The organism is Moraxella oblonga NBRC 102422, from assembly GCF_001598275.1.
GTDB lineage: Bacteria > Pseudomonadota > Gammaproteobacteria > Pseudomonadales > Moraxellaceae > Moraxella > Moraxella oblonga.
This window is the reverse complement of record NZ_BCYQ01000022.1, coordinates 19,052-40,420: the sequence shown is the minus strand read 5'-3', so window position 1 is coordinate 40,420 and position 21,369 is coordinate 19,052. Positions and strand designations below refer to the sequence as shown.

Annotated in this window: 21 protein-coding genes, 1 tRNA gene and 1 other RNA gene; all 23 read right to left on the bottom strand. The window is 43.0% G+C overall.

From position 1 onward, the window contains the following. Positions 1–2: 2 nt before the first annotated feature. Positions 3–79: transfer RNA gene (locus tag MOB01S_RS07575), tRNA-Met, on the bottom strand. A 95-nt stretch (positions 80–174) separates the two neighbouring features. After that, an RNA gene (rnpB, locus tag MOB01S_RS07570) (RNase P RNA component class A) lies at positions 175–573 on the bottom strand. Between the two features lie 29 nt (positions 574–602). After that, complete coding sequence (locus tag MOB01S_RS07565; RefSeq protein ID WP_084349661.1) at positions 603–2,168, bottom strand: NYN domain-containing protein; 1,566 nt, start codon at positions 2,166–2,168, stop codon at positions 603–605. Positions 2,169–2,195: 27 nt separating this feature from the next. Then, on the bottom strand, positions 2,196–3,326 hold the full coding sequence (locus MOB01S_RS07560; protein WP_066803351.1) for a S1 family peptidase: 1,131 nt from the start codon (positions 3,324–3,326) through the stop codon (positions 2,196–2,198). 89 nt (positions 3,327–3,415) lie between these two features. Further along, positions 3,416–4,012, bottom strand: a complete 597-nt coding sequence (locus MOB01S_RS07555; protein ID WP_066803348.1) for a TerD family protein — start codon at positions 4,010–4,012, stop codon at positions 3,416–3,418. Between the two features lie 102 nt (positions 4,013–4,114). Next, positions 4,115–4,495, bottom strand: a complete 381-nt coding sequence (locus tag MOB01S_RS07550; protein ID WP_066803345.1) for a hypothetical protein — start codon at positions 4,493–4,495, stop codon at positions 4,115–4,117. Between the two features lie 29 nt (positions 4,496–4,524). Next, entirely contained in the window at positions 4,525–5,283 is a 759-nt protein-coding gene (locus MOB01S_RS07545) for a TIGR00266 family protein (RefSeq protein WP_066803343.1), read from the bottom strand. Positions 5,284–5,355: 72 nt separating this feature from the next. After that, positions 5,356–5,931 (bottom strand): TerD family protein, encoded by a 576-nt coding sequence (locus MOB01S_RS07540; RefSeq protein WP_066803341.1) that lies wholly within the window; start codon positions 5,929–5,931, stop codon positions 5,356–5,358. 97 nt (positions 5,932–6,028) lie between these two features. Then, on the bottom strand, positions 6,029–7,093 hold the full coding sequence (locus MOB01S_RS07535; RefSeq protein WP_066803338.1) for a DUF475 domain-containing protein: 1,065 nt from the start codon (positions 7,091–7,093) through the stop codon (positions 6,029–6,031). A gap of 132 nt (positions 7,094–7,225) precedes the next feature. Further along, positions 7,226–7,804: a TerD family protein gene (locus MOB01S_RS07530; protein WP_066803335.1), complete on the bottom strand. Its 579-nt coding sequence runs from the start codon at positions 7,802–7,804 to the stop codon at positions 7,226–7,228. Between the two features lie 99 nt (positions 7,805–7,903). Next, positions 7,904–8,155 (bottom strand): YfhL family 4Fe-4S dicluster ferredoxin, encoded by a 252-nt coding sequence (locus tag MOB01S_RS07525; RefSeq protein ID WP_066803333.1) that lies wholly within the window; start codon positions 8,153–8,155, stop codon positions 7,904–7,906. After that, positions 8,156–8,641, bottom strand: a complete 486-nt coding sequence (gene coaD, locus MOB01S_RS07520) for a pantetheine-phosphate adenylyltransferase (RefSeq protein ID WP_066803330.1) — start codon at positions 8,639–8,641, stop codon at positions 8,156–8,158. Positions 8,642–8,770: 129 nt separating this feature from the next. Beyond that, on the bottom strand, positions 8,771–9,208 hold the full coding sequence (gene mscL, locus MOB01S_RS07515; protein ID WP_066803327.1) for a large conductance mechanosensitive channel protein MscL: 438 nt from the start codon (positions 9,206–9,208) through the stop codon (positions 8,771–8,773). Positions 9,209–9,431: 223 nt separating this feature from the next. Beyond that, positions 9,432–11,276, bottom strand: coding sequence for a translational GTPase TypA (gene typA, locus MOB01S_RS07510; protein ID WP_066803324.1), 1,845 nt, complete (start codon positions 11,274–11,276; stop codon positions 9,432–9,434). 167 nt (positions 11,277–11,443) lie between these two features. Then, entirely contained in the window at positions 11,444–12,766 is a 1,323-nt protein-coding gene (locus MOB01S_RS07505) for an OmpA family protein (RefSeq protein WP_066803323.1), read from the bottom strand. Positions 12,767–12,989: 223 nt separating this feature from the next. Then, the gene (locus tag MOB01S_RS07500; RefSeq protein WP_066803321.1) at positions 12,990–13,733 is read right to left on the bottom strand and encodes a pyridoxine 5'-phosphate synthase; all 744 of its coding nucleotides are present in this window, start codon (positions 13,731–13,733) and stop codon (positions 12,990–12,992) included. 17 nt (positions 13,734–13,750) lie between these two features. Continuing rightward, positions 13,751–14,410: a DNA repair protein RecO gene (gene recO / locus MOB01S_RS07495; protein ID WP_066803319.1), complete on the bottom strand. Its 660-nt coding sequence runs from the start codon at positions 14,408–14,410 to the stop codon at positions 13,751–13,753. Between the two features lie 262 nt (positions 14,411–14,672). Continuing rightward, positions 14,673–15,653, bottom strand: a complete 981-nt coding sequence (era, locus tag MOB01S_RS07490) for a GTPase Era (protein ID WP_066803317.1) — start codon at positions 15,651–15,653, stop codon at positions 14,673–14,675. 86 nt (positions 15,654–15,739) lie between these two features. After that, positions 15,740–16,471: a ribonuclease III gene (gene rnc / locus MOB01S_RS07485; RefSeq protein ID WP_066803315.1), complete on the bottom strand. Its 732-nt coding sequence runs from the start codon at positions 16,469–16,471 to the stop codon at positions 15,740–15,742. Next, positions 16,471–16,860, bottom strand: coding sequence for a DUF4845 domain-containing protein (locus MOB01S_RS07480; protein WP_066803313.1), 390 nt, complete (start codon positions 16,858–16,860; stop codon positions 16,471–16,473). Before MOB01S_RS07480 ends, rnc begins: the two co-directional genes overlap by 1 nt. A 37-nt stretch (positions 16,861–16,897) precedes the next feature. Then, on the bottom strand, positions 16,898–17,998 hold the full coding sequence (gene lepB, locus MOB01S_RS07475; RefSeq protein WP_066803311.1) for a signal peptidase I: 1,101 nt from the start codon (positions 17,996–17,998) through the stop codon (positions 16,898–16,900). A gap of 58 nt (positions 17,999–18,056) precedes the next feature. Further along, positions 18,057–19,856: a translation elongation factor 4 gene (gene lepA / locus MOB01S_RS07470; RefSeq protein WP_066803309.1), complete on the bottom strand. Its 1,800-nt coding sequence runs from the start codon at positions 19,854–19,856 to the stop codon at positions 18,057–18,059. 107 nt (positions 19,857–19,963) lie between these two features. After that, a complete protein-coding gene (locus MOB01S_RS07465; protein WP_084349659.1) occupies positions 19,964–21,313 on the bottom strand; it encodes a capsule polysaccharide biogenesis protein in 1,350 nt (449 codons plus the stop codon). Positions 21,314–21,369: the final 56 nt, after the last annotated feature.

Here is a 21,369-nt window from a genome sequence, read left to right as displayed (position 1 = left end):
GTTGGTGGCGATGGGGAGACTCGAACTCCCGACCTCACGATTATGAGTCGTGCGCTCTAACCGGCTGAGCTACATTGCCATTACAGGTTGGGTATTCTACAAAAATATAACCAACCTGTCAATCATAAATTTTACAAAAAAATAAAATTTATGATAATTTATTGAAAAATATAATATTTTGGCAAACCGATAAGCCGGATTCTGTCGTGGACAATCATTCATCTAGCCATGCCATCGCTGACATGGTCAAGCAACCTACCCGTACTCTGAGCGGGCAACCCATGGAGTACCTATTTGGTCTTGCTACGAGTGGAGTTTACCTTGCCATGAACTGTTGCCAGTCATGCGGTGGGCTCTTACCCCACCGTTTCACCCTTACCCGACCACTTAATTTGACTGTTGAGCTTAAAACACATTAAAAAAACCAATCAAATTAAGTGGTCGGGCGGTCTATTCTCTGTTGCACTGGTCGTCAGATTGCTCTGCCCAGCCGTTAGCTGGCACTCTGCCCTATGTAGTCCGGACTTTCCTCCCTCCACCCTTAACGTGGACAGCGATTGTCTGGTTTACCAGTACATATTTTAACATAACTATCAAATTTTTCAATCCTCAACTTCCACACCAAACGCATGACATAAAGCACGCAGGTCATGCCCAACAAATTGTGAGCGTGGCACAAAACGCCAACCATCAGGAATACGATTTAGGCTAAATAAAATCGCACTTTTAGAGATGTTGTCATTTGCCATAAATTGATGTGCAAATAATGGTTTGCCATTTTGTTCAATAACAACTTTTATCGGACTTTTTGCCATAACATCAGATTCATGACTGACGCTAAATACAAGCTGATGAATGTCTTTATCTTGCACAGATAAACGGCAAATCAATAAATCATACAAGTCATGATTATCCAGCACAATGGTGTTATCATGACTTTGGGTTTGACCATAAAACACAAAATCACCTTCGTGGCGTACTTTTTTATTTTCGCCAAGTCGCCACAACACCAAATCCATGCCTGACTGACGATATACATAAACATTGACCTCACCATGTAAAATCAATGGTTTTTGGTTAAGGTCTGACAAAGTCAAAGGCTTTTGGGTGTCTTTATTGGACGATAAATCTGTCTTTGTGTTGTTTTGTAGGGTTGGATTGTTTTTTGGTTGTTTTAATTTAATGTACATGCCATTGGGTTGTTTTTTAATATCAAATAAACGAATGGCAGTAATCAAATCAGAGAACTTTTTATAGCCATATTTATCAACATTGATGTGTGGGTTTTTGTTTAACTCGCTGGCGATATAACTGATATTTACCCAACCATTTTCAGATTTTGGGTTATTGTCAAGCAATGATTTAATAGTATTCACCAACAACTTATCTGATTGTAATTGTTTGGTAGAATATTTAAAAGGCGTGTTTGATTTCACATAAAGTATGGCAGGATTATCTTTATCATTTTTTACATCAAACAACTCAGTGGCTTTAATTAAATGAATAAGTTTTTCATAGCCATATTTTTCATGATTAAGTTCTGAATATTTTTTGCCAAATGCAATCAACACCTCTTTATAATCTGACCAATTCTCATCATCTAAATTGGCAAAATTAGCAACCACTTCACGCAAGGCGTTAATAAGTTTAGTGTCTTGTTTAAGTTCGTTGGTAGGTATGCGTTTTGGTAGCTGTTTTTGCACAGCTTTTAAACTCTCCACCTCAAAAAACTCATCACAGGCTTGGCGAAATGAAGCCACTGCCTCTTTACGCCCAAAACCCATCACCTTGACACCACTTTTGCGAATGCGTACTGCAAGGCTAGCAAAATCGCTGTCGGACGACACCAAACAAAAACCATCATATTCACCACTATGAAGCAAGTCCATCGCCTCAATCACAAGGGCGATGTCGGTGGCGTTTTTGCCTTTGACATAGGCAAATTGTTGCATGGGGTCTATGGCGTGGCGTAAAATCGCCTCTTGCCAACTGGCGGATAATCCTGATGCCGACCAATCGCCATAGATTTTTTTAGTGGTAATTTTCCCTAATTTTTCAATAGCCTCCAAGACAGCGTCAATGGTTTTGGCGGACGCATTGTCTGCATCTATCAAGACCGCCATGCTGTTTAGTTGGCTGTTAAGGGAGGGGGTTAGCTGTGTCATCATATCTTTTTGAGGTTAGGTTGAAAAAAATCACGCCCGACACCCCACCAAATACACCGCCTCCTTGTGAGCTCTGATCAGCTCTGGGGTACTCATGGCGGTGTGAGGGGTGTGAGCATTTGCCACGCCTGCACTACTAAGTAGGGCAGATAAAAGCTGATATTTTACCGCATAATTCATATTTTGGGTATTGGTAATGCTTGATGTTACCATGCCAATCACCTCACCTGTGGCAAGCATGAGCGGACTGCCACTAGACCCTGCTTGTATGGGAGCGGTAAACTGCAAAAAGCGAATATCATCTCGTACGCCCAGAAGTCCAGAAATATTACCAGAGGTGACTTGAAGCTGGCTTGTCAGCCCTGACAGCGGAAAACCCATCGTAACCACACTCTCACCCAAAAGCTCAACTTGTCCCTGTGCCAGTGGCAACACACACGACAAAGGCTCATCAACACGAATGAGTGCCGTATCACTGCCCTCATCACTCATCACCACATACGCCTGACGGTCGGCTCGCCCCTGCTGACGAATACCAATCACGCTTGCCCCATCAATGACATGATGGCAAGTCAAAAGATGGTGGCTGTCGATGGCAAATGCCGTCCCTGTCCATGTCTCTCCTACCACAGGTCGCCTTTGGGTGGGGGTGTCGCTCGTCTCTTGGGGGAATTTTTCATATAAAGAGATGCCCAAATGCTCACCAAATGCCTTTAAATTTACCCCTGTACACTCTGCCAAGGCTCGGCATTTGTACTGACCGCCTCGCTCATACAGTTCAAGCACAAGGGCGGTTTTGATGTGGCGTTCTTTGACGGGTACATCATAGTAAATATTACCATCAACGGTCAAAGCAATGTCAGCAAGCTCAGTGGCAGGGATTGCTAAGTTGGGGTCATAATAGGCATAAATGACCATCTGTACGCTTTTTACGCCCTGCCCAAAGACCTCTGCCAAATTTAGCGTCCATACACCATCATCACACTTTGCCCAGCTTTTTTGTTCATGTAGATAAGCAGGGCTGATTTTGGCACTATAATCCTCACCAAGTGCCAGCCACACCACGCCCACCGTCTGCCCCATCGCCAATGAGGTGTTGATGGCGATGGATATTGATGAATTTGATAAAACCGCATTCGCCCCTGCAATCAATGTTGTCATGATATGTCCTTACAATGCTTAAAAATAAAAAGATTTCACCCAAAAAAACCAAAAACCGCCAAATTACTTGACGGTTTTTACAACATGGCTTAGATGTGCGGTAAAATCGCAGGTATCAATTCATTAAAAGTACGCCCATTCATAGTCTCACCAATGGCGTGCATTTTCCATTCGCCATTATGACGATAGACTTTTGCCATCACCATGGCGGTGTGTGAGCCTTGTGCTGACAAATAGTAACGAGCGATTTCGCTGTTATTTGTCCCATTAAGGATACGACAATAAGCATTGGCAACTTTTTCAAATGACTGCCCTGTAAAACTATTGACTGTAAAAACAAGTGACTGCACGCCTGCTGGCACAGACGATAAATTGACAGTAATCACCTCATCATCACCATCGCCTGCCCCTGTGCGGTTATCGCCAGAGTGCGTGATTGAGCCATCTTTGGATTGTAGTTGTCCAAAATATACGACATCCACAGGCTGTTTTTGTTCGTTAAACAGAATCACTGACGCATCTAGGTCAATGCTGTCATTACTTCCACCACCAAACAGTCCACCCAAAAATCCGCCACCGCTAGATTTGGCAACGTCCCAACCCAAGCCCATTTTGACTTGGGTAAGCGTGCTACCTGCCTCTTTTTCCAAAGAGATTTTTTGACCTTTTTGCAAATTTACTGCCATAATAAACTCCTATTACTTGTTAAAAAAAATGTTAAAATCAAACACGCCAAATTCAATATTTGGTACAATTTGTATGGGTAAATTGTCATTCATTCCTACGAATTATTCACGCCAACCACTTTCTTCATCACGTTCAAATGGTCCAACGCCAAACAAACATTTGCCTGCCAATAATTCACGCAACCACAAATCAGTATACTCTTCGCCCATACCCCGAACGATAAAACGAACGTCAGGAAATTTCTCTGATATGGTATCAAATAAATTTAAAATAAGCCCTGCATACAACCCATTAAAGCCCGTAGACCAAGTGCCTTTCATCATTATTTCTAGGTCTTCAAGCACCCCTTCAACACTACAATCATATTCAATAGCCCATTCCTCTGCGATTGGTTTTACCAATTCAAAAGAAAATGGTTGATTGTGCTTGGCTTGGTACTCTCTATCGTCCCAAGTGAAGGCAACCATTGTATAATAACTCATTTTAACTCCATTTGTAAATTGGCTGACATTTAAGTCAAAAGCCCACCAAGCAAACCGCCACCGCTTGTGCCACTACCGCTATTGCCAGAGCCTAACACCTTACTTAGCCAGCCTTGATAATTATCACGGTTGCGTGAGCATAAGACCACTTTGCCAGCACCGCTAAATTTTAGCACCATGCCCTCGCCACTGGTTACAGAATTGATGATATTGCCCAAAAAGCCTTTGCTTTGACTGGTGGAGACTGATAATTCATACTGTAAACGGCTATCCCAACATACTACATGACCATTATCAATCAGTACAGGTTTATCAGGCGTAACCTCAATTTCAAATAGCGAGCCAAAGCCTGATACCACAACTTGCCCATACCCTTCGGTACGCATGACCATAAATCCGCCTGTATCACCAAAAACTGCTCCACCCAGACTGCTGTTAATGCTTGCCTTAATGTCCACCGTACCAGAGCTTGCCACAAATGCCCCATCAGATAAGGTGTACTGAACACCGCCCACATCAAGGATTTGCATATCGCCATCAAGCGTTGGGGCAAGCAGACAATCGCCCTCGCCTCGCACCGCCTCAATTTTTTGTTGAAACAACGACTCACCATTGGCAAATCGTCTCATCAAGGCTTGCATGATACCGCCTTGTAGAGAACCTTTAAGTTCAAGGTTGCTTTCCATCATGACCATTGCGTTTGCCTCGCAATGAACAATGTCGCCTTGTTTTAGATTGCAATGTAAAAAGGGTTCATTTTCACCCAATAAAGTAAAAGTTACGGTCATAAGTTTCCTTCGCATTTTCTTAATAAAAAAGAGCAAGCAAAAACTTACTCTTTTTTGCTTTTAAGCAATAACTTATACCACCACGCCGTGCGAGCTTGCCAATGCTCCAAGCCCACCTGCAAAACCTTGACCTACGGCACGGAATTTCCACTCGCCATTGTGTCTGTACAATTCCCCAAAAATCATCGCCGTTTCAGTAGAGCTGTCTTCGGACAAATCATAGCGAGCCACTTCACTGCCACCTTGTGTATTGACAATGCGAATGTAGGCATTACCCACTTGACCAAAATTTTGATTGCGTGCTTGCCCTTCATAAATCACCGCACAAAATACTACTTTGGCAACATCAGCAGGCACTTTTGTCAAATCCACTTTGATGACTTCATCATCGCCAGCACCCTCGCCTGTACGGTTGTCGCCTGCGTGTGCTACTGAGCCATCAACTGATTTTAGGTTGTTAAAAAAGATAAAATCACTGTCGGTACGGACTTTGCCATCTTCTTTGACCAAAAACGCCACAGCGTCCAAATCAAACGGCTGACCATCTGTGGCACGAGGATTCCAACCCAAACCAACAGTCATTTGGGACAGGGTTGGAGCTTCTTTGGATAGGTTTACATTACCACCTTTGGTTAAGCTAATCGCCATAACTTTTCCTTAATTACAAATAAAAAACGTGAGTCAAAACTCACGTTCTACTATAACAAAATCCAACACTTTTGCAAGGCATTTTTGTTACGTTATGTTAATCGCCGATTTTGGGGTTTTCTTTGCGATACTTAATAGAACCAATGACCGATGCCACAATAAAGGCAATGCCAATCAAGCCTGTGATAATCTCTGGAATATGAAATTTCATAGACAACAGCATAATAACCGCCAACGCCCCAATGGCATAATGGGCACCGTGTTCTAAATAGACAAATTCATCAAGCGTGCCTTTTTCTACAAGGAAAATGGTCATTGACCGCACAAACATTGCACCAATGGCAAGCCCAATCATAATAATCACCACATCGTTGGTAATGGCAAATGCCCCAATCACCCCATCAAAACTAAATGACGCATCTAACACTTCTAGGTACAAAAAGCCTGCGATACCGCCTTTGGCGACCGCCCCTGCCACTTCATTACCATCTACCTTGCCATCGCCATCTTCATCGCCTTCTAGTAGTGTTGAGAGTACATTAACCCCCATATAAATCAAAATGCCCCACACGCCTGCCATCAAAACAACCGCCTTGTGAGCTTCGTCCACCCAAGTAAGCGAAATCATCAATGCCACAATCGCCACAAAGACGCTCATTGCATCAACCTTGCCCAATTTGGCAAGTCTTTTTTCAAGCCAGCCAAACCAATGGATTTCTTTATCATCAAACACAAAGTTCAAAAACACAAGTAGCAAAAACATACCACCAAATGCCGAAATTTCAGCGTGGTGTGCCATCAGTTTTTCAGAATAAGCGGTTGGATTGTGTAGTGCCAAATCCACCACTTCTTTCATTCCCATATCCGCCGTTACCGCCACAATGACAATGGGGAACACCAAACGCATGCCAAAGACGGCAATAATCATACCCACCGTCAAAAAGATGGTTTTCCAAAATTTGTCCCAATGCTTTAAAATAGAAGCGTTGACCACCGCATTATCAAAAGATAAAGAAATCTCCATCAATGCCAAGACAAGGGCGATGAACATAGCGGTAAACAAAGCATTTGCTCCGCCGTGCGTAAAGCCCCAATAGCCCGCCAGTAACAGAGCGACCACCGTAAAGACGATGTCAAAATAAAAATGTTTTAGGTGTTTCATCATAGATGACAATTTCCAAAAATAAGTCATGAAAATATGAAAAAAGTGGCAATAAATGACCACTTTTTATCAATAAATACAATCAAATTTAAAGACACTCACAAAATCGTCCTTAAATCACCATCCAAAAGCTCAACCAATTTGAATGCCGTACTGATGGCACATGGCAGCCAGTCCACCAGAGTAGCCTTGACCCACCGCACGGAATTTCCATTCGCCATTGTAGCGATAGACCTCACCAAAGACCATCGCTGTCTCCACCGAATAATCCTCTGCTAGGTCAAACCTCACCACTTCTGTGCCTGTTTGCTCATTGACCAGACGAATAAAGGCGTTGGCGACTTGCCCAAAGTTTTGTCCGCGAATCTGGGCATCGTGAATGGTAACGGTGATGGCAATCTTATCCACATCTGGGGAAACACGGCTTAAATCTACCTTGATGACTTCATCATCGCCATCGCCTGCCCCTGTGCGGTTGTCGCCTGTATGCTCCACCGCCCCATCAGTAGATTTTAGTTGATTATAAAAAATAAAGTCGTGGTCGCCACGCACTTTGCCTGTGCTATTTAGTAAGAAGACAGAAGCGTCCAAATCAAAATCCTGTCCAGAAGTCACTCTCACGTCCCAACCTAAGCCAATAACCAGTTTGGTAAGGCTTGGGTCGGTTTTGGAGAGGGAAAGATTACCGCCTTTGTTAAGTGAAATTGCCATAATGCCTCCTTAATGATAACTACCGAAATCGTATGGAATTTATCACATTTTATTACCAAGCACAAGTACAGCCTCAAAGAAAATTGTTACTTTTTGCAATCACGCCCCACCAACAAGTCGCTCATACTTTGCCAAAAGCTCCTCATGGCTTTCAGGGTGATTTGGGTCTTTGGGGATACAATCCACAGGGCAAATTTCCACACACTGCGGTACATCAAAATGCCCCACACATTCGGTGCATAAATTTGGGTTAATGACATAAATGTCATCACCTGCACTGATTGCCTCATTGGGACAAACAGGCTCACAGACATCGCAGTTGATACATTCATCAGTGATTTTTAGTGCCATTTAACCCCCAAATTTTTGCTTAAAAGCCTTTAAAACGGTGGGTGGCACAAATTTTGACACATCACCACCCAATTTGGCAACTTCTCTCACCAATGTGGACGACACGAACGAATACTCGGCAGAAGGTGTCAAAAACACCGCCTCAAAATCCTCGTCCAAACTGCGATTCATGTTGGCAAGTCCAAACTCATATTCAAAATCACTCACCGCACGCAACCCACGAATCACTGCTGTTGCCTGTGTGGTTTTGGCAAAATCCACCAAAAGCCCCTCAAAACCCACCACCGACACTCGCTCATTATCCTTAAAAATATCTTGGACAAGTGCCACACGCTCATCAAAAGCGAACAATGGTTTTTTGTGGTGGGCGTACGCCACCGCAATCACCACTTCATCAAAGATTTTTAAGGAACGGTTGACAAGGTCAATATGTCCATTCGTAATGGGGTCAAATGTACCCGGATAGAGAGCTTTTTTTATGGTCATGATGACATTAATCTGGCTAAAAAGCGTTATCGTAACAGATTTTGGGAATTTTTCATAGAAAAAGCATGTTTGACTTTTGTATTTGCACAAAAAAAACTCACCAAAATGATGAGTTTTTAAAGATTGTGATTATTTGCTCAACTTAGCACTAATCTCACGCAACAACAGTACTTCTTCTGAGGGTTCGGCTGGTGCTTCTGGTGCTGGCTCAGGCTCTGCTTGCTTACGCATCTTATTCATACCTTTTACAAGCATAAATACAATGAATGCCAAAATGATAAAATTAATCAAAATGGTGATAAAGTTACCATACGCAAGCACTGGCACACCTGCTTCTTTTAGGGCAGCATAAGTCATCGCTGTACCCTCTGGCACTTCGCCAAGTGTAACAAACATATTGGTAAAATCAATCTTGCCACCCATAATCGCCGAAATCACAGGCATGATAACATCATCAACCAAAGATGTGGTGATTTTGCCAAATGCACCGCCAATGATAACACCGACCGCCAAATCCATTACATTGCCTTTGACAGCAAATTCTTTAAATTCTTGGATAATACTCATAAACTAAACTCTTTTTAAGTGAAAAAACCATCGCAAATTGACGATTACTGCTTGTCAATTTGCCCAATTCACTTTAAAAAGTAAGGCAATGACAAAACGGCGTGCATTCTATCATAATTCTTAGTAATTTACTTGGGTTTTTTGTATTGATTTATTAATAAACACATTTGATAAAATTAAAAATCCAACCCACATTGACATGGATTGGATTTTAAAAAACATTTTAATCTTTTTTACGACCAAAACGCTTACGTTCGTTTTCTGTCAGGTATTTTTTGCGAATACGGATAGATTTTGGCGTAACCTCAACAAGCTCATCATCTTCAATAAATTCTAAGGCTTGTTCTAGTGTGTATTCTAGGGCAGGCGTTAGGATAATGGCATCATCAGAGCCAGAGGCACGAATATTGGTGAGTTGTTTGGCTTTGGTTGGGTTCACCACCATATCATCACCACGAGAGTTAATACCAACAATCATACCCTCATAGACTTCTAGCTGTGGTTTGGCAAATAGGCGACCACGCTCTTGTAGGCTAAACAAAGCATAGCCCAAGCAAGTACCTGTCACCATAGACACAAGCACACCATTTTGACGTTTGGCAACCGAACCCTCCTTCATCGCCCCATAGTGTGAAAAACTAGAAGTCATGATACCCGTGCCTGATGTCAAGGTCAAAAACTCCGAACGAAAGCCGATAAGCCCACGAGAAGGCACAGTCGCCTCGATACGAATACGACCTTTGCCGTCCACTTCCATGTTAGTCAGCTCACCCTTGCGGTTACCCATCTCTTGCATGACCGTACCTTGATGTTGTTCTTCTACATCAAAAGTAACATTTTCATAAGGCTCACACATCACACCATCAATCTCTTTGATGATGACTTCTGGGCGAGATACACCAAGCTCAAAACCTTCACGTCTCATGTTTTCAATGAGTACAGACAAATGCAACTCACCACGACCAGATACTTTGAAACGGTCTGGGCTGTCCGTATCCTCCACACGCAGTGCCACGTTATGAATTAACTCACGCTCCAAACGCTCACGGATATTACGAGAAGTTACAAACTTACCCTCTTTGCCCGCAAAAGGCGAATCATTCACCTGAAATGTCATAGAAACCGTTGGCTCATCAACCGACAAAGGTGGTAGAGCCTCCACTTCTTTGGGGTCGCAAATGGTATCAGAGATGTTTAGATTATCAATCCCTGTAATACACACGATATCGCCTGCTGACGCACTGTCCACGTCCACACGCTCCAAGCCATGATAACCCATGATTTTTAGGATACGACCGTTGCGTTTGTTGCTGTCTTTGTCAATCACCACCACAGGCGTGTTGGTCTTGATGCTACCACGCTGAATGCGACCCACACCAATAACACCAACAAAGCTGTTATAATCTAGGCTAGAAATCTGCATTTGAAATGCACCATCTACGTCTACCTTTGGTGGCTCAACAATATCCACAATCGTCTCAAAAAGTGGCGTCATGTCAGGGGCAAGCTCATCAGGCGAACGCCCTGCGATACCGTTGATACCAGAGGCATACACGATAGGAAAATCTAGCTGTTCGTCTGTACCACCCAAATTATCAAACAAATCAAATACTTGGTCAATCACCCAATCGGCACGAGCAGCAGGTTTGTCAATCTTATTGATAATCACAATCGGCTTTAAGCCACGAGCAAAGGCTTTTTGGGTAACAAAACGAGTCTGGGGCATGGGTCCTTCTTGACTATCCACCAAAAGTAGCACACAATCCACCATAGACAATACACGCTCTACCTCACCACCAAAATCAGCATGTCCGGGGGTGTCCACGATGTTAATGCGGTACTCAATACCAGAACGTTTGTCCGTCCATTTGATTGCGGTATTTTTGGCTAAAATGGTGATACCACGCTCACTCTCTAAGGCGTTAGAGTCCATGACTCTCTCAATCTCACCAGCCCGCTCACCCAATGCCCCAGATTGTTGTAATAATTTGTCCACAAGGGTCGTTTTACCGTGGTCAACGTGGGCGATGATGGCGATGTTGCGTAAATGTTGAATGTTGTTTGACATAAAAACTCAAAAATAATTGGGTGTATGGTAAAAAACCAGTACATAAAGGTTAAATATAAAAGCTATCTATTATAGCATAAGTTTTTGATAAAACCCATGAATTTTGTAAATAGAAAAAACCACCCAAAAATTTGGGTGGTTTCTTTGTGCAACGTAATCAATAACGATTAACGGATAACCATGTCTTTGGTTTGGTCAACAGTAGTTACCTTATCACCTTGGATAACTGCATAAACACGGCGGTTCATTGCTTTGCCTTCTGCGGTGTCGTTTGGTGCTACTGGGCGGTCAAAACCATAACCTACTGCATTCAAGCGGTTAGGTGCGATACCGAACTCGTTAGAAAGCATAGATTTAACAGCGTTTGCACGAGCTTCTGACAGACGTTGGTTGTACTTAGCGTTAGAACGTTTGCTATCCTTAGAAGCGTGACCTTCAATAACAGCAGTTGCGTTCGGGAATTCACGCATACGTTCAGCAACTTTGGCAACTTCTTCACGGTATTGTGGCTTGATGTTTGACTTATCATAGTCAAAGAATACACGAAGTTCTTGACGTAGGTCTTCACGTACATCTACCTTCACAGGGCAACCACGAGCATCTACCACAACGTTACGTGGAGTGCCTGGGCAAGCGTCTAGGTGATCAGCCACACCGTCCATATCGCTATCAACCACAGCAGGAGTGTCGTCTAGCACTTGGATAGGCTCAACAGGGGTAGGTACTGGCTCAACAGGCAACACAGGAGCAACAGCCGCAGCATTCGCCAAACGACCACCTAGTGTTACTTCAAGACCTGCTAGGGCTTGGGCTTCCCACCAGTTGTTGTCAAAGTTGTGAACACCGCGCACTTCACCACGCAACGCCAAAGCATCATTGATTAGGTAACGAGCACCTAGACCAACATTACCAATAGTATCTTTAGATGAAGATACCTCTGTACCAGCAGGAACATCTGTGCCAGCAACAATACCAGCATTGTTAGTACCATTAGCCGTATAATGTACTTGGTTTTCTACTTTATATTTGGCTTGACCACCACCGATTAGGGCATAAGGCTTGAATTTGGCATCGTGGTTGCCAGTAAACTGGTCTAGCCCCACCAAAACGTTGGCACTAATAGTTTCTTCTTTAGCATCAAATTTGTTAGAACCATCTGGAGCCAAGGTTAAAGAATATTTAGAAGCTTTTGCTTCGGTGTCAGTAACACCATATTCAATCTGAACTTGGGTGGCAGGAGTAACTTCCACACCCAACGCAAGACCTGTGTATAGGTCGCTTTCTAGGGCAACACCACCATCCTTAGGAAAGCTTACGACAGCAGGATTGTTTTGATCGTTAAGTTGCTTACCAGTATGGAAAACACCACGTTGCTTGTCATGTGCTTCGTCTTGATACTGATAACCAACAAGTGGAGTAACAGTAACACCTGCAAAAGCAGTAGTTGTTGCAGTAGCAAAGATGGCCAAAGCGATTTTATTAAACTTCATAAATTCCTCCAAGGAACATTAATACTGAAATTATTGCCCAGTATTTTATCATTAAACCTGTCAAAATACCAACAAAAACTTTATTGGTATCCTCACCTTGCTATTAGCTTAACGGTAAATTGTCAATTTGACAACCTTTTTTTGATAAAAAACACGATTTATTACATTAATATTTCAAATTTTAATAATGAAACGCATATTTTTTATGATGAACGGTAAAATATTAACATTTGCTTACTTTAAAAAAAGCCTCTCGCATCGCTCTCACCGCCCCATCAAGCCCCAAAAAAACACTGTCGGCAATGATACTATGACCGATATTTAATTCATGAATACCCTCAATCTGAGCAATTAGGGCGACATTGTCGGTGGTCAAACCATGCCCTGCATTCACAATTAAATGGGGAGCATTGTCTTTGGCAAAAGTGGTGGCTATTTTAATACGGTCAAGCTCTACACTGGCAAGGTGTTTGTCATCAAGCCAAGCAGTCGCAAACGCCCCTGTATGAATCTCAATGGCATCTGCCGAAAGCTCAATGGCTTTGGTGATTTGGGCAATATCAGGGTCAATAAAAAGGGAGACTTTGATACCTGCGTTTTGTAAGTCTTTGATAAAATTAGGTAATTTGGCATTATTCACCACATCAAGACCGCCCTCGGTTGTTACCTCCTCACGCTTTTCAGGCACAAGGCACACCCAGTCAGGACGCACATTTTGGGCAATGGACAGCATTTCGTCCGTTACCGCCATTTCTAGATTCATCGGTATGCTAATTGCCTGTTTTATGGCATAAACATCGCCATCCTTGATATGACGGCGGTCTTCTCGCAAATGCAGGGTAATGCCGTCCGCCCCTGCCTTTTCACAAATCAGTGCCCCCTTCACAGGACACGGATAATCCACGCCCCGAGCATTACGAAGGGTGGCAATGTGGTCAATGTTTACGCCAAGTCTGGGAGTGTTCATATTTTTTTCCTTAAAAATCAACGATATTTTAACTGCTCTGCCCACAGTTTTCGGCTGTTTAGGGGTTTATAATCAAGTAAAAAATCAATCATCTGGCGATGGATTTGCCCAAGTACGTTTAAATACTTATCATCACTGATTGCCAAAATACTCTCGCCCAAAATACCCACCTTTGACGGTGCAAAGCCTGTATTTGGAGCAAATTCATAGCACATATCAGGCTCTATCGCTCGCCCCATACTGTCGCAAGCCCAATCAATCGCCACGCCCAATTCATCAAACAACACTCTTTCAAACTGGCGTAAAATTTGTTTCATGACAATTAAATCTTGCACCATTTTTAATTCTACCACACTATTTTGATAGCTGTACCAAAGCGTGGGGCAGGGATTTTCTGGGGCGATAAGTTTACAAATCAGCTCATTTAGGTACAAAAGTGCGTACTGATTTTGTCCAATATGGGTAGTAAGCGTATTATCAATCAGATGAATTTGGTTAAAATTTTTGAGCGAATTTTTACCAGCAACAAAGCATTCAATCTGCATAAAGGGTAACACACCACGCACGCCCACACCATGCACCACGCCCCATTCTTTGCTAAACAACTGATAAATCGCCCTTTTTTCTTGGTAGGGGCGAGAGTGGATAATAAAGCCTGTGAGGGGGGTGGGGGTCATTATTGATTACTTAGCAATTTCTTGAACAAAAAATTGACTGCAAATGACTTTTTTGCCATCAGCTTTAAAGCGAATAGTACCGCCCTCTTGGTATAATTTTTCCACTTGGTAGTGATGAATTTTACCATCAATTTGGCATTACACATCAAAAATATGGTCATTTTTTAGACCCACCTTATCGCTTACTGGCGATATTGCAATCACAATAAGAAAACCCATCATCAAAGCAACTAAACTTTGCATATCTATTTAAAATACTTGCTTAATACCCCAAACTGTTCAATGCCCTTTCATCATCAGACCAGCCTTTTTTGACTTTGACCCAAAGGGTTAGCATAATCTTACGGTCAAACAGCTTTTCCATATCCGCTCGTGCGTCTATGCCCACTTGCTTGATTTTTGCCCCCTTTTCGCCAATGACAATGCTCTTTTGCCCTGCTCGCTCCACAAAAATGGTGGCATCAATAAAGGTACACGCTTTTCGCCATTTGCCTGTTTCTGGGTCTTTGTAAGCAGGTTCGTCCTTAAAGGCGTCAATCTGCACCGTCAAATCATAAGGCACTTCATCGCCAGACTGACGCATAATTTTTTCACGAATAATCTCACTTGCCAAAAAGCGTTCGCTTCTATCGGTAATCTGCTCTGGGTCAAAAATCGGTGGACGAGTTGGCAAAAAGCCTTTGGCAACTTCAAGCAGTCTATCCAAATTATGCCCACGCAAGGCAGAGACAGGCACAATGTCAGCAAATTCAAAACTTTGGGCAAACTCTTCAATGGTGGGCAGCAGTTTGGACTTATCCTTAATGGTATCGGCTTTGTTGATAACCAGCACCACAGGCAAATCGGTATTTGCCAATTTTTCAAGCGTTAATAAATCATCTTCCACCCATTTAAGTGCGTCCACCACAAACAGTACCAAATCCACATCGGATAAGGCAGACACGGCAGCATTGTTCATTCGCTCGTTGATGGCTCGCACTGTTTTGCTATGAATACCGGGGGTATCCACAAAGACAAATTGGGCGGTGTTGTCCGTTAAAATGCCGTGAATACGGTGGCGGGTGGTTTGTGGTTTGCGACTGGTGATGGAGAGCTTTTGCCCCAAAAGATGATTCATCAGCGTGGATTTGCCGACATTAGGTCGCCCAACAATCGCTACAAAGCCTGCTTTAAACTCATCAGCAATGGCAGGGGCGGTAGGGTTAAAAAACTGGTTGATGACATCATCATTTGACTGGGTCATAAGTTTCCTGTTTGATTTAATAAAGTTTTAATTTGTGGAGGTTCAGTTGTAATTTGCCCAAAATTTGGGGTTTGGTGTGGTATACCTTACAAAGATTTGGGCTTTTCTAATTTATTTAGCTGATTTATCATGCGTTCAGCACATTTTTGTTCGGCGATACGGCGAGATTCACCTGTCTCGGTAATAGGTATACAATCAGTCACTGCCACCACACATTCAACCACAAAAGTTTGGTTGGGGGCGTTACCTATCGTATCAAGTAGTGTATAATTTGGCAAGGGGAGTTTGTTGCCTTGTAGCCATTCTTGTAGGCGAGATTTGGCATCTTTGAGCACTTTTTCTTCACCTACTTCACGAATCAAAAACTCATACCAACACTGAACCATACTCTTGACAAGCCCCATGTCGCCACTATCCAAATACACGGAAGCCAAAATCGCCTCTACCGCATCCGCCAAAATGCTGGCACGGTGTCGCCCTCCGCCTTTTTTCTCGCCTGCCCCCAATATCAGGTGATTGGACAGTTCTAGCTTCTCGGCGATTTGCACCAGCGTCTCTTGGCGAACTAAGGTGGCTCGCATACGAGTGAGCTTACCTTCATCATGGCGTGGAAAATGATGAAACAACGCCTCGGCAATCACCATGCCAAGCAACGCATCTCCCAAAAATTCTAGGCGTTCATAGCTTTTTTTTGGGTCAAAAGAACGATGGGTGAGTGCCTGTCTGAGCAGTTGGGGATTTTTGAATGTGTAGCCAAGTTTTGAACAAAGATAAGGATACCCCTGCTCAAAACTAGAAAAATAGGTAGGATTAGTCATTATTTAGCATCTGCTGAAGTAACATCCTTTGAGAAACGGTTGACAATAAAAGTCTGCCCATAGAAATTACTTTCTACTTCGTATTGGGTCTTGACCGCCAACGCACCGGGGGTTTTGTTGGTAAAAATCAACATCTCTTCGGGTTTGGAGTCGTAGTTGGCATTGATGGAGAGTTGTTGATTGAGATTTGACATAAACTGTTTTTCGGTCTGTTTGGCATCATTGGCTTTTTTAAGCTCTTGGGCAACCAATTTGGTAAATTGGTAATCCCCCACATAAGCAGGAATCATGCCTACACCGACTCTAGCAATCAAGCCCAAACAAATGATAAATAGCACAACGCCAGTAACGCTTGCACCACGTTGGTTGTTTAAAGAAAGTTGTTTCATAATTCACCTAAAATATCGCCCATGGGCGAAAACTGTATCAATCAATTTTACCTGCACGACCAAAACTTGGTACTTTTAGCCCCGCCTCTTTGTGCATCCAAATATAAGTTGCCTTGCCTGCCAAATGACGCTCACTGACAAAACCCCAAAACCGCCCATCTTCACTACGATCTCGGTTATCGCCCATCACAAAGTATTGACCCTCTGGTATGGTGATTTCCCACACTTCACCCACAGAATCAACAACGCTGGGTGAATGCTTTTGGAGAAATTCGCCATCTTTGGCACTATTTAAATTGCCCAAATAACGCACTATATAACTGTGCTCGCCCAGATTTTCACGATAATAATGGGCAAACTTTTCTTCTTTTTTACCAAAATCCGCCCGCTCATCATCAGTCAAATGATGGTTATCAATCATCGCTGGCATGAGTTTGGCATTGAGAACGTCAGGCATTTGGTAATCGGTTTTGTTGGTTTGGACAGGCTTGCCATTGATGGATAAAACACCACTGTTATAACTCACCTTATCACCCGCCACGCCAATCACTCGCTTGATGTAGTAGCGTTTTTCGTTCAAAGGATAACGAAACACCACGACATCGCCATGCTTGGGACTGCCTGTATTTAAAATTTTGGTGTGCGTGATGGGCAAACGCAACCCATAGGCAGACTTATTAACGATAATAAAATCACCTGTATAGAGCGTTGGCACCATTGAACTGGACGGAATGTTAAATGGCTCAATGACAAAAGCACGCACCACCACCAAAAATGCCAAAATCGGCAAATATTCGTATGCCCACCCCACCAAAAAAAATGCCTTAGTGTCGCCCAATTTGCTTTGAAGTTCGGCAACCTTACGCTTGGCGGTGTGGTAATTATCATGGAGTGTAAGCACTTCGGTAGGTGTGGTTGCACTTGGCTGAAAATGCTCAACTGACATACCGCCACCATGTTTTTTTAGGCTTTGGGCGAAAGCTTTTTGACATTCTTCAAAATGGGTTTGGGCAAAAGAAAGTTGTTTGGTATTTTGCTTGACCAACTTGTACTGTTTTAACCACAATTTATCCGCCAAATACGCCACCAACAAAATGAGCGTAATCGGTACTAAGATTAAATTAACATCAAATTCCACAGGCAACCCTTTCTTTGTATTTGCAAGTTTTATACCAAATTCTAATCAACAATCAACATCAGCCATCTACTTTCAACACCGCCAAGAACGCCTCTTGGGGGATTTCCACCGAGCCGACTTGTTTCATTCGTTTTTTGCCCGCTTTTTGTTTTTCAAGTAGCTTTTTCTTACGAGACACATCGCCACCATAGCATTTGGCAAGCACATCTTTACGCATTGCCTTAACGGTGGAGCGAGCGATAATCTGACTACCAATGGCAGCTTGAATGGCAACATCAAACATCTGTCTTGGGATTAGCTCTTTCATCTTTTCCACAAGCTGATTGCCACGACGGCGAGCGTGTTCTTGATGGCAAATCATCGCCAAAGCGTCCACTTTTTCGCCATTGATTAGCACATCAACTCGTGAGAGTTTGTCGGCTTGATAGCGTTCAAAGCCATAGTCAAGCGAAGCAAAGCCACGAGAGGCGGATTTTAATTTATCAAAAAAGTCCATCACCACCTCGCCCATTGGAATATCAAAGACAACCTGCACTTGGCGTGCCATAAACTTCATATCTACCTGCACGCCTCGTCTTTCAATCGCCAAAGTAATGACATTGCCCAAATACTCTTGCGGAACTAGGATATGACATCTGGCAATCGGCTCACGAAACTCTTGGATTAGTCCAGCATCGGGCAGTCGTGATGGGTTATCCACATAGACAATCTCGCCATTTTTTTTGACCACTTCATAAATCACCGATGGGGCGGTGGTAATCAAATCAAGGTCATACTCCCTTTCAAGTCGCTCTTGGATAATTTCCATATGAAGCATACCCAAAAACCCACAACGAAAGCCAAAGCCTAAGGCTTCTGAAGTATCAGGCTCAAAGAACAGGGCAGAATCGTTGATTTGTAGCTTTTGCAAGGCTTCACGAAACTTCTCAAAATCGGCTGAATCAATGGGAAACATTCCTGCATAGACTTGCGGTGTTACCTTTTTAAAGCCTGCAATGCTTTGTACATCAGGGGTTTTGGCAAGGGTAATGGTATCGCCCACAGGTGCCCCCATAATGTCCTTAATCCCTGCAATAATAAAGCCAACCTCGCCTGCTTGCAAAATGCCCGTTTCTAGGCGTTTGGGCGTAAAAACACCGATAGAAGTTACCAAATGGCTCTCGCCTGTGGATTTGATAAAAATCTTATCGCCCGTCCTAACCTCACCTTCACGCACACGCACCAAAGACACCACGCCCAAATAATTGTCAAACCAACTATCAATAATCAAAGCCTGCAAAGGGGCATCTCTGTCGCCTTGTGGGGCTGGGATTTTCTCCACCAGCACTTGCAACAGCTCATCAATGCCAAGCCCTGTCTTGGCGGAGACTCGTGGGGCGTCCATCGCCTCAATGCCGATAATGTCTTCAATCTCTTCTATCACTCGCTCTGGCTCAACCTGTGGCAAGTCAATTTTGTTCAAAACTGGCAAAACTTCCAAGCCCTGCTCTACTGCCGTGTAGCAGTTGGCAACTGATTGAGCCTCAACGCCTTGAGCGGCGTCCACCACAAGCAAAGCCCCCTCACACGCCGCCAAACTTCTTGACACTTCATAAGAAAAGTCCACATGCCCTGGGGTGTCAATGAAGTTGAGTTGGTATTTTTCGCCACTCGGGTGGTTGTAGTAGAGCGTAACGGACTGTGCCTTGATGGTAATGCCTCGCTCTCGCTCAATGTCCATACTATCAAGGACTTGGGCTTGCATTTCTCGTTCATCAAGACCGCCACAAACCTGAATAAAACGGTCGGCAAGGGTGGATTTGCCGTGGTCAATATGGGCAATAATAGAAAAATTACGAATATGAGTTAAATCAGTCATGATGTGTCAAGTTGGCAATAAAATAGTAACCTGTTATTTTAGCAGTTTTTTCATAAAAAACCTATGATTTTGGCAAATGATTTTTAACAAAAAATCAAATCCGTACATTATGACAACGTACTATTTTTAAATTTACCCTTTTTGTTTTTGTGTTTGAGTTGGCGTTGGTGGTAGGTGGTGGGTTTACGCTTCTTTTTGGAGGGATGAACACGACTGCACGACTCAATCACCTTAGACTGATTGGCACGATTGGCATAAAATGCCATGTTTTGTTCAAAATTAGGCAACTCCCACGGTGCCTTGCCATAAAAAGAACCATTTAATTGTGTGCGTTCAATGAGATATTCTCTAAATTTAAGATAAAAAGCACGATTAGGGGCAGTGGGATTTACCCAAAATTCATCAAGCGACTGTTGGTCGGTCAAGCCCGCCACGTCATACAAGGCACGCCCCATGATTTTGGTAGGTTTTTGGTGATAGATGGATTGTAAAGCGGTGGTGCTATTGACCGTAATCATGCCTATGCTTGCCTTGATAAGGCTTGGCAAATGTACATCACAGCAATAATCAACTCGTTCGCTTATTCCCAAACGATTAGCAATGCGAGCGATAAAATGGTTATAATCTCTATGCCCTCTATCTAAGGGGTGATGTTTAAATACAAGGGTTGTACCTTTGGGGGCGTGTTTGGCAAAACTTTCTAACACTTCCACGATAAAATCACGCACATCAGCATAATCACTATGATGAGTGATTTGCGAATCGTTGTGGACTTGTAGGCTGACAAGATAAAAATTTTTTTGTCTAATCAGTTTCTTTTGCAAGGATTTATCAGGCAACCAACGAAGCCATTTTCGCACAAATGCCAAACACCACGCCCACATTTCCCCAAAAATTGTCAAGCCACGATAATGCTCATAATGCGGATAACGCCATTGCCCAAAAAATACCACCACATAATAAACAATGCTTGCCACACACAATCGCCAAAAACGATTGGCGGTATAAAGCGGCTCGTCTTGGGCTTGTTGCAACTCATCAATCAAAGTTGAATCAAGGCGAGAATAGCCATTGATGCCATGCTCTTCTAGGGTGATATAGTCAGGACGTAAATAACCTTCTTCAAACACAAAAAATGACGTACCAAGCCTTGTGGTAACGACACTAGCAATGGCGTGATGAGGGCGACAATCATTAAAACACACCACCGCATGAATGTCGTGCGTTTTTATGTACCAGCTTAAAAATTCATCAAAATCCGCCAATGTTCCACGATAGTTGTTGGTATTTTTTTTATGGCAATAAAAAAAGGCATCACCTGCATTAAAGTTGATTTTATGTACTGTTTTGCCTTGATTGATTAAAAAGGTGGCAAAACGACAAAAAAACGTCCCCATTTTGCCTTGTAAAAGCAAAATATTTTGATGTGTCATCAAATGGGACAAGGTGGCGGACATGAATAAATAGCTGGGTCAAAACTTAAAATGCGTCATTGTACCACATTTTTTATCCA

What these genes read in the sequence shown, in the direction of transcription:
- MOB01S_RS07565 (WP_084349661.1), bottom strand. Translation starts at nt 2,168, where the DNA reads ATGATGACACAGCTAACCCCCTCCCTTAACAGCCAACTAAACAGCATG.
- MOB01S_RS07560 (WP_066803351.1), bottom strand. Translation starts at nt 3,326, where the DNA reads ATGACAACATTGATTGCAGGGGCGAATGCGGTTTTATCAAATTCATCA.
- MOB01S_RS07555 (WP_066803348.1), bottom strand. Translation starts at nt 4,012, where the DNA reads ATGGCAGTAAATTTGCAAAAAGGTCAAAAAATCTCTTTGGAAAAAGAG.
- MOB01S_RS07550 (WP_066803345.1), bottom strand. Translation starts at nt 4,495, where the DNA reads ATGAGTTATTATACAATGGTTGCCTTCACTTGGGACGATAGAGAGTAC.
- MOB01S_RS07545 (WP_066803343.1), bottom strand. Translation starts at nt 5,283, where the DNA reads ATGACCGTAACTTTTACTTTATTGGGTGAAAATGAACCCTTTTTACAT.
- MOB01S_RS07540 (WP_066803341.1), bottom strand. Translation starts at nt 5,931, where the DNA reads ATGGCGATTAGCTTAACCAAAGGTGGTAATGTAAACCTATCCAAAGAA.
- MOB01S_RS07535 (WP_066803338.1), bottom strand. Translation starts at nt 7,093, where the DNA reads ATGAAACACCTAAAACATTTTTATTTTGACATCGTCTTTACGGTGGTC.
- MOB01S_RS07530 (WP_066803335.1), bottom strand. Translation starts at nt 7,804, where the DNA reads ATGGCAATTTCACTTAACAAAGGCGGTAATCTTTCCCTCTCCAAAACC.
- MOB01S_RS07525 (WP_066803333.1), bottom strand. Translation starts at nt 8,155, where the DNA reads ATGGCACTAAAAATCACTGATGAATGTATCAACTGCGATGTCTGTGAG.
- coaD (WP_066803330.1), bottom strand. Translation starts at nt 8,641, where the DNA reads ATGACCATAAAAAAAGCTCTCTATCCGGGTACATTTGACCCCATTACG.
- mscL (WP_066803327.1), bottom strand. Translation starts at nt 9,208, where the DNA reads ATGAGTATTATCCAAGAATTTAAAGAATTTGCTGTCAAAGGCAATGTA.
- typA (WP_066803324.1), bottom strand. Translation starts at nt 11,276, where the DNA reads ATGTCAAACAACATTCAACATTTACGCAACATCGCCATCATCGCCCAC.
- MOB01S_RS07505 (WP_066803323.1), bottom strand. Translation starts at nt 12,766, where the DNA reads ATGAAGTTTAATAAAATCGCTTTGGCCATCTTTGCTACTGCAACAACT.
- MOB01S_RS07500 (WP_066803321.1), bottom strand. Translation starts at nt 13,733, where the DNA reads ATGAACACTCCCAGACTTGGCGTAAACATTGACCACATTGCCACCCTT.
- recO (WP_066803319.1), bottom strand. Translation starts at nt 14,410, where the DNA reads ATGACCCCCACCCCCCTCACAGGCTTTATTATCCACTCTCGCCCCTAC.
- era (WP_066803317.1), bottom strand. Translation starts at nt 15,653, where the DNA reads ATGACCCAGTCAAATGATGATGTCATCAACCAGTTTTTTAACCCTACC.
- rnc (WP_066803315.1), bottom strand. Translation starts at nt 16,471, where the DNA reads ATGACTAATCCTACCTATTTTTCTAGTTTTGAGCAGGGGTATCCTTAT.
- MOB01S_RS07480 (WP_066803313.1), bottom strand. Translation starts at nt 16,860, where the DNA reads ATGAAACAACTTTCTTTAAACAACCAACGTGGTGCAAGCGTTACTGGC.
- lepA (WP_066803309.1), bottom strand. Translation starts at nt 19,856, where the DNA reads ATGACTGATTTAACTCATATTCGTAATTTTTCTATTATTGCCCATATT.
- MOB01S_RS07465 (WP_084349659.1), bottom strand. Translation starts at nt 21,313, where the DNA reads ATGTCCGCCACCTTGTCCCATTTGATGACACATCAAAATATTTTGCTT.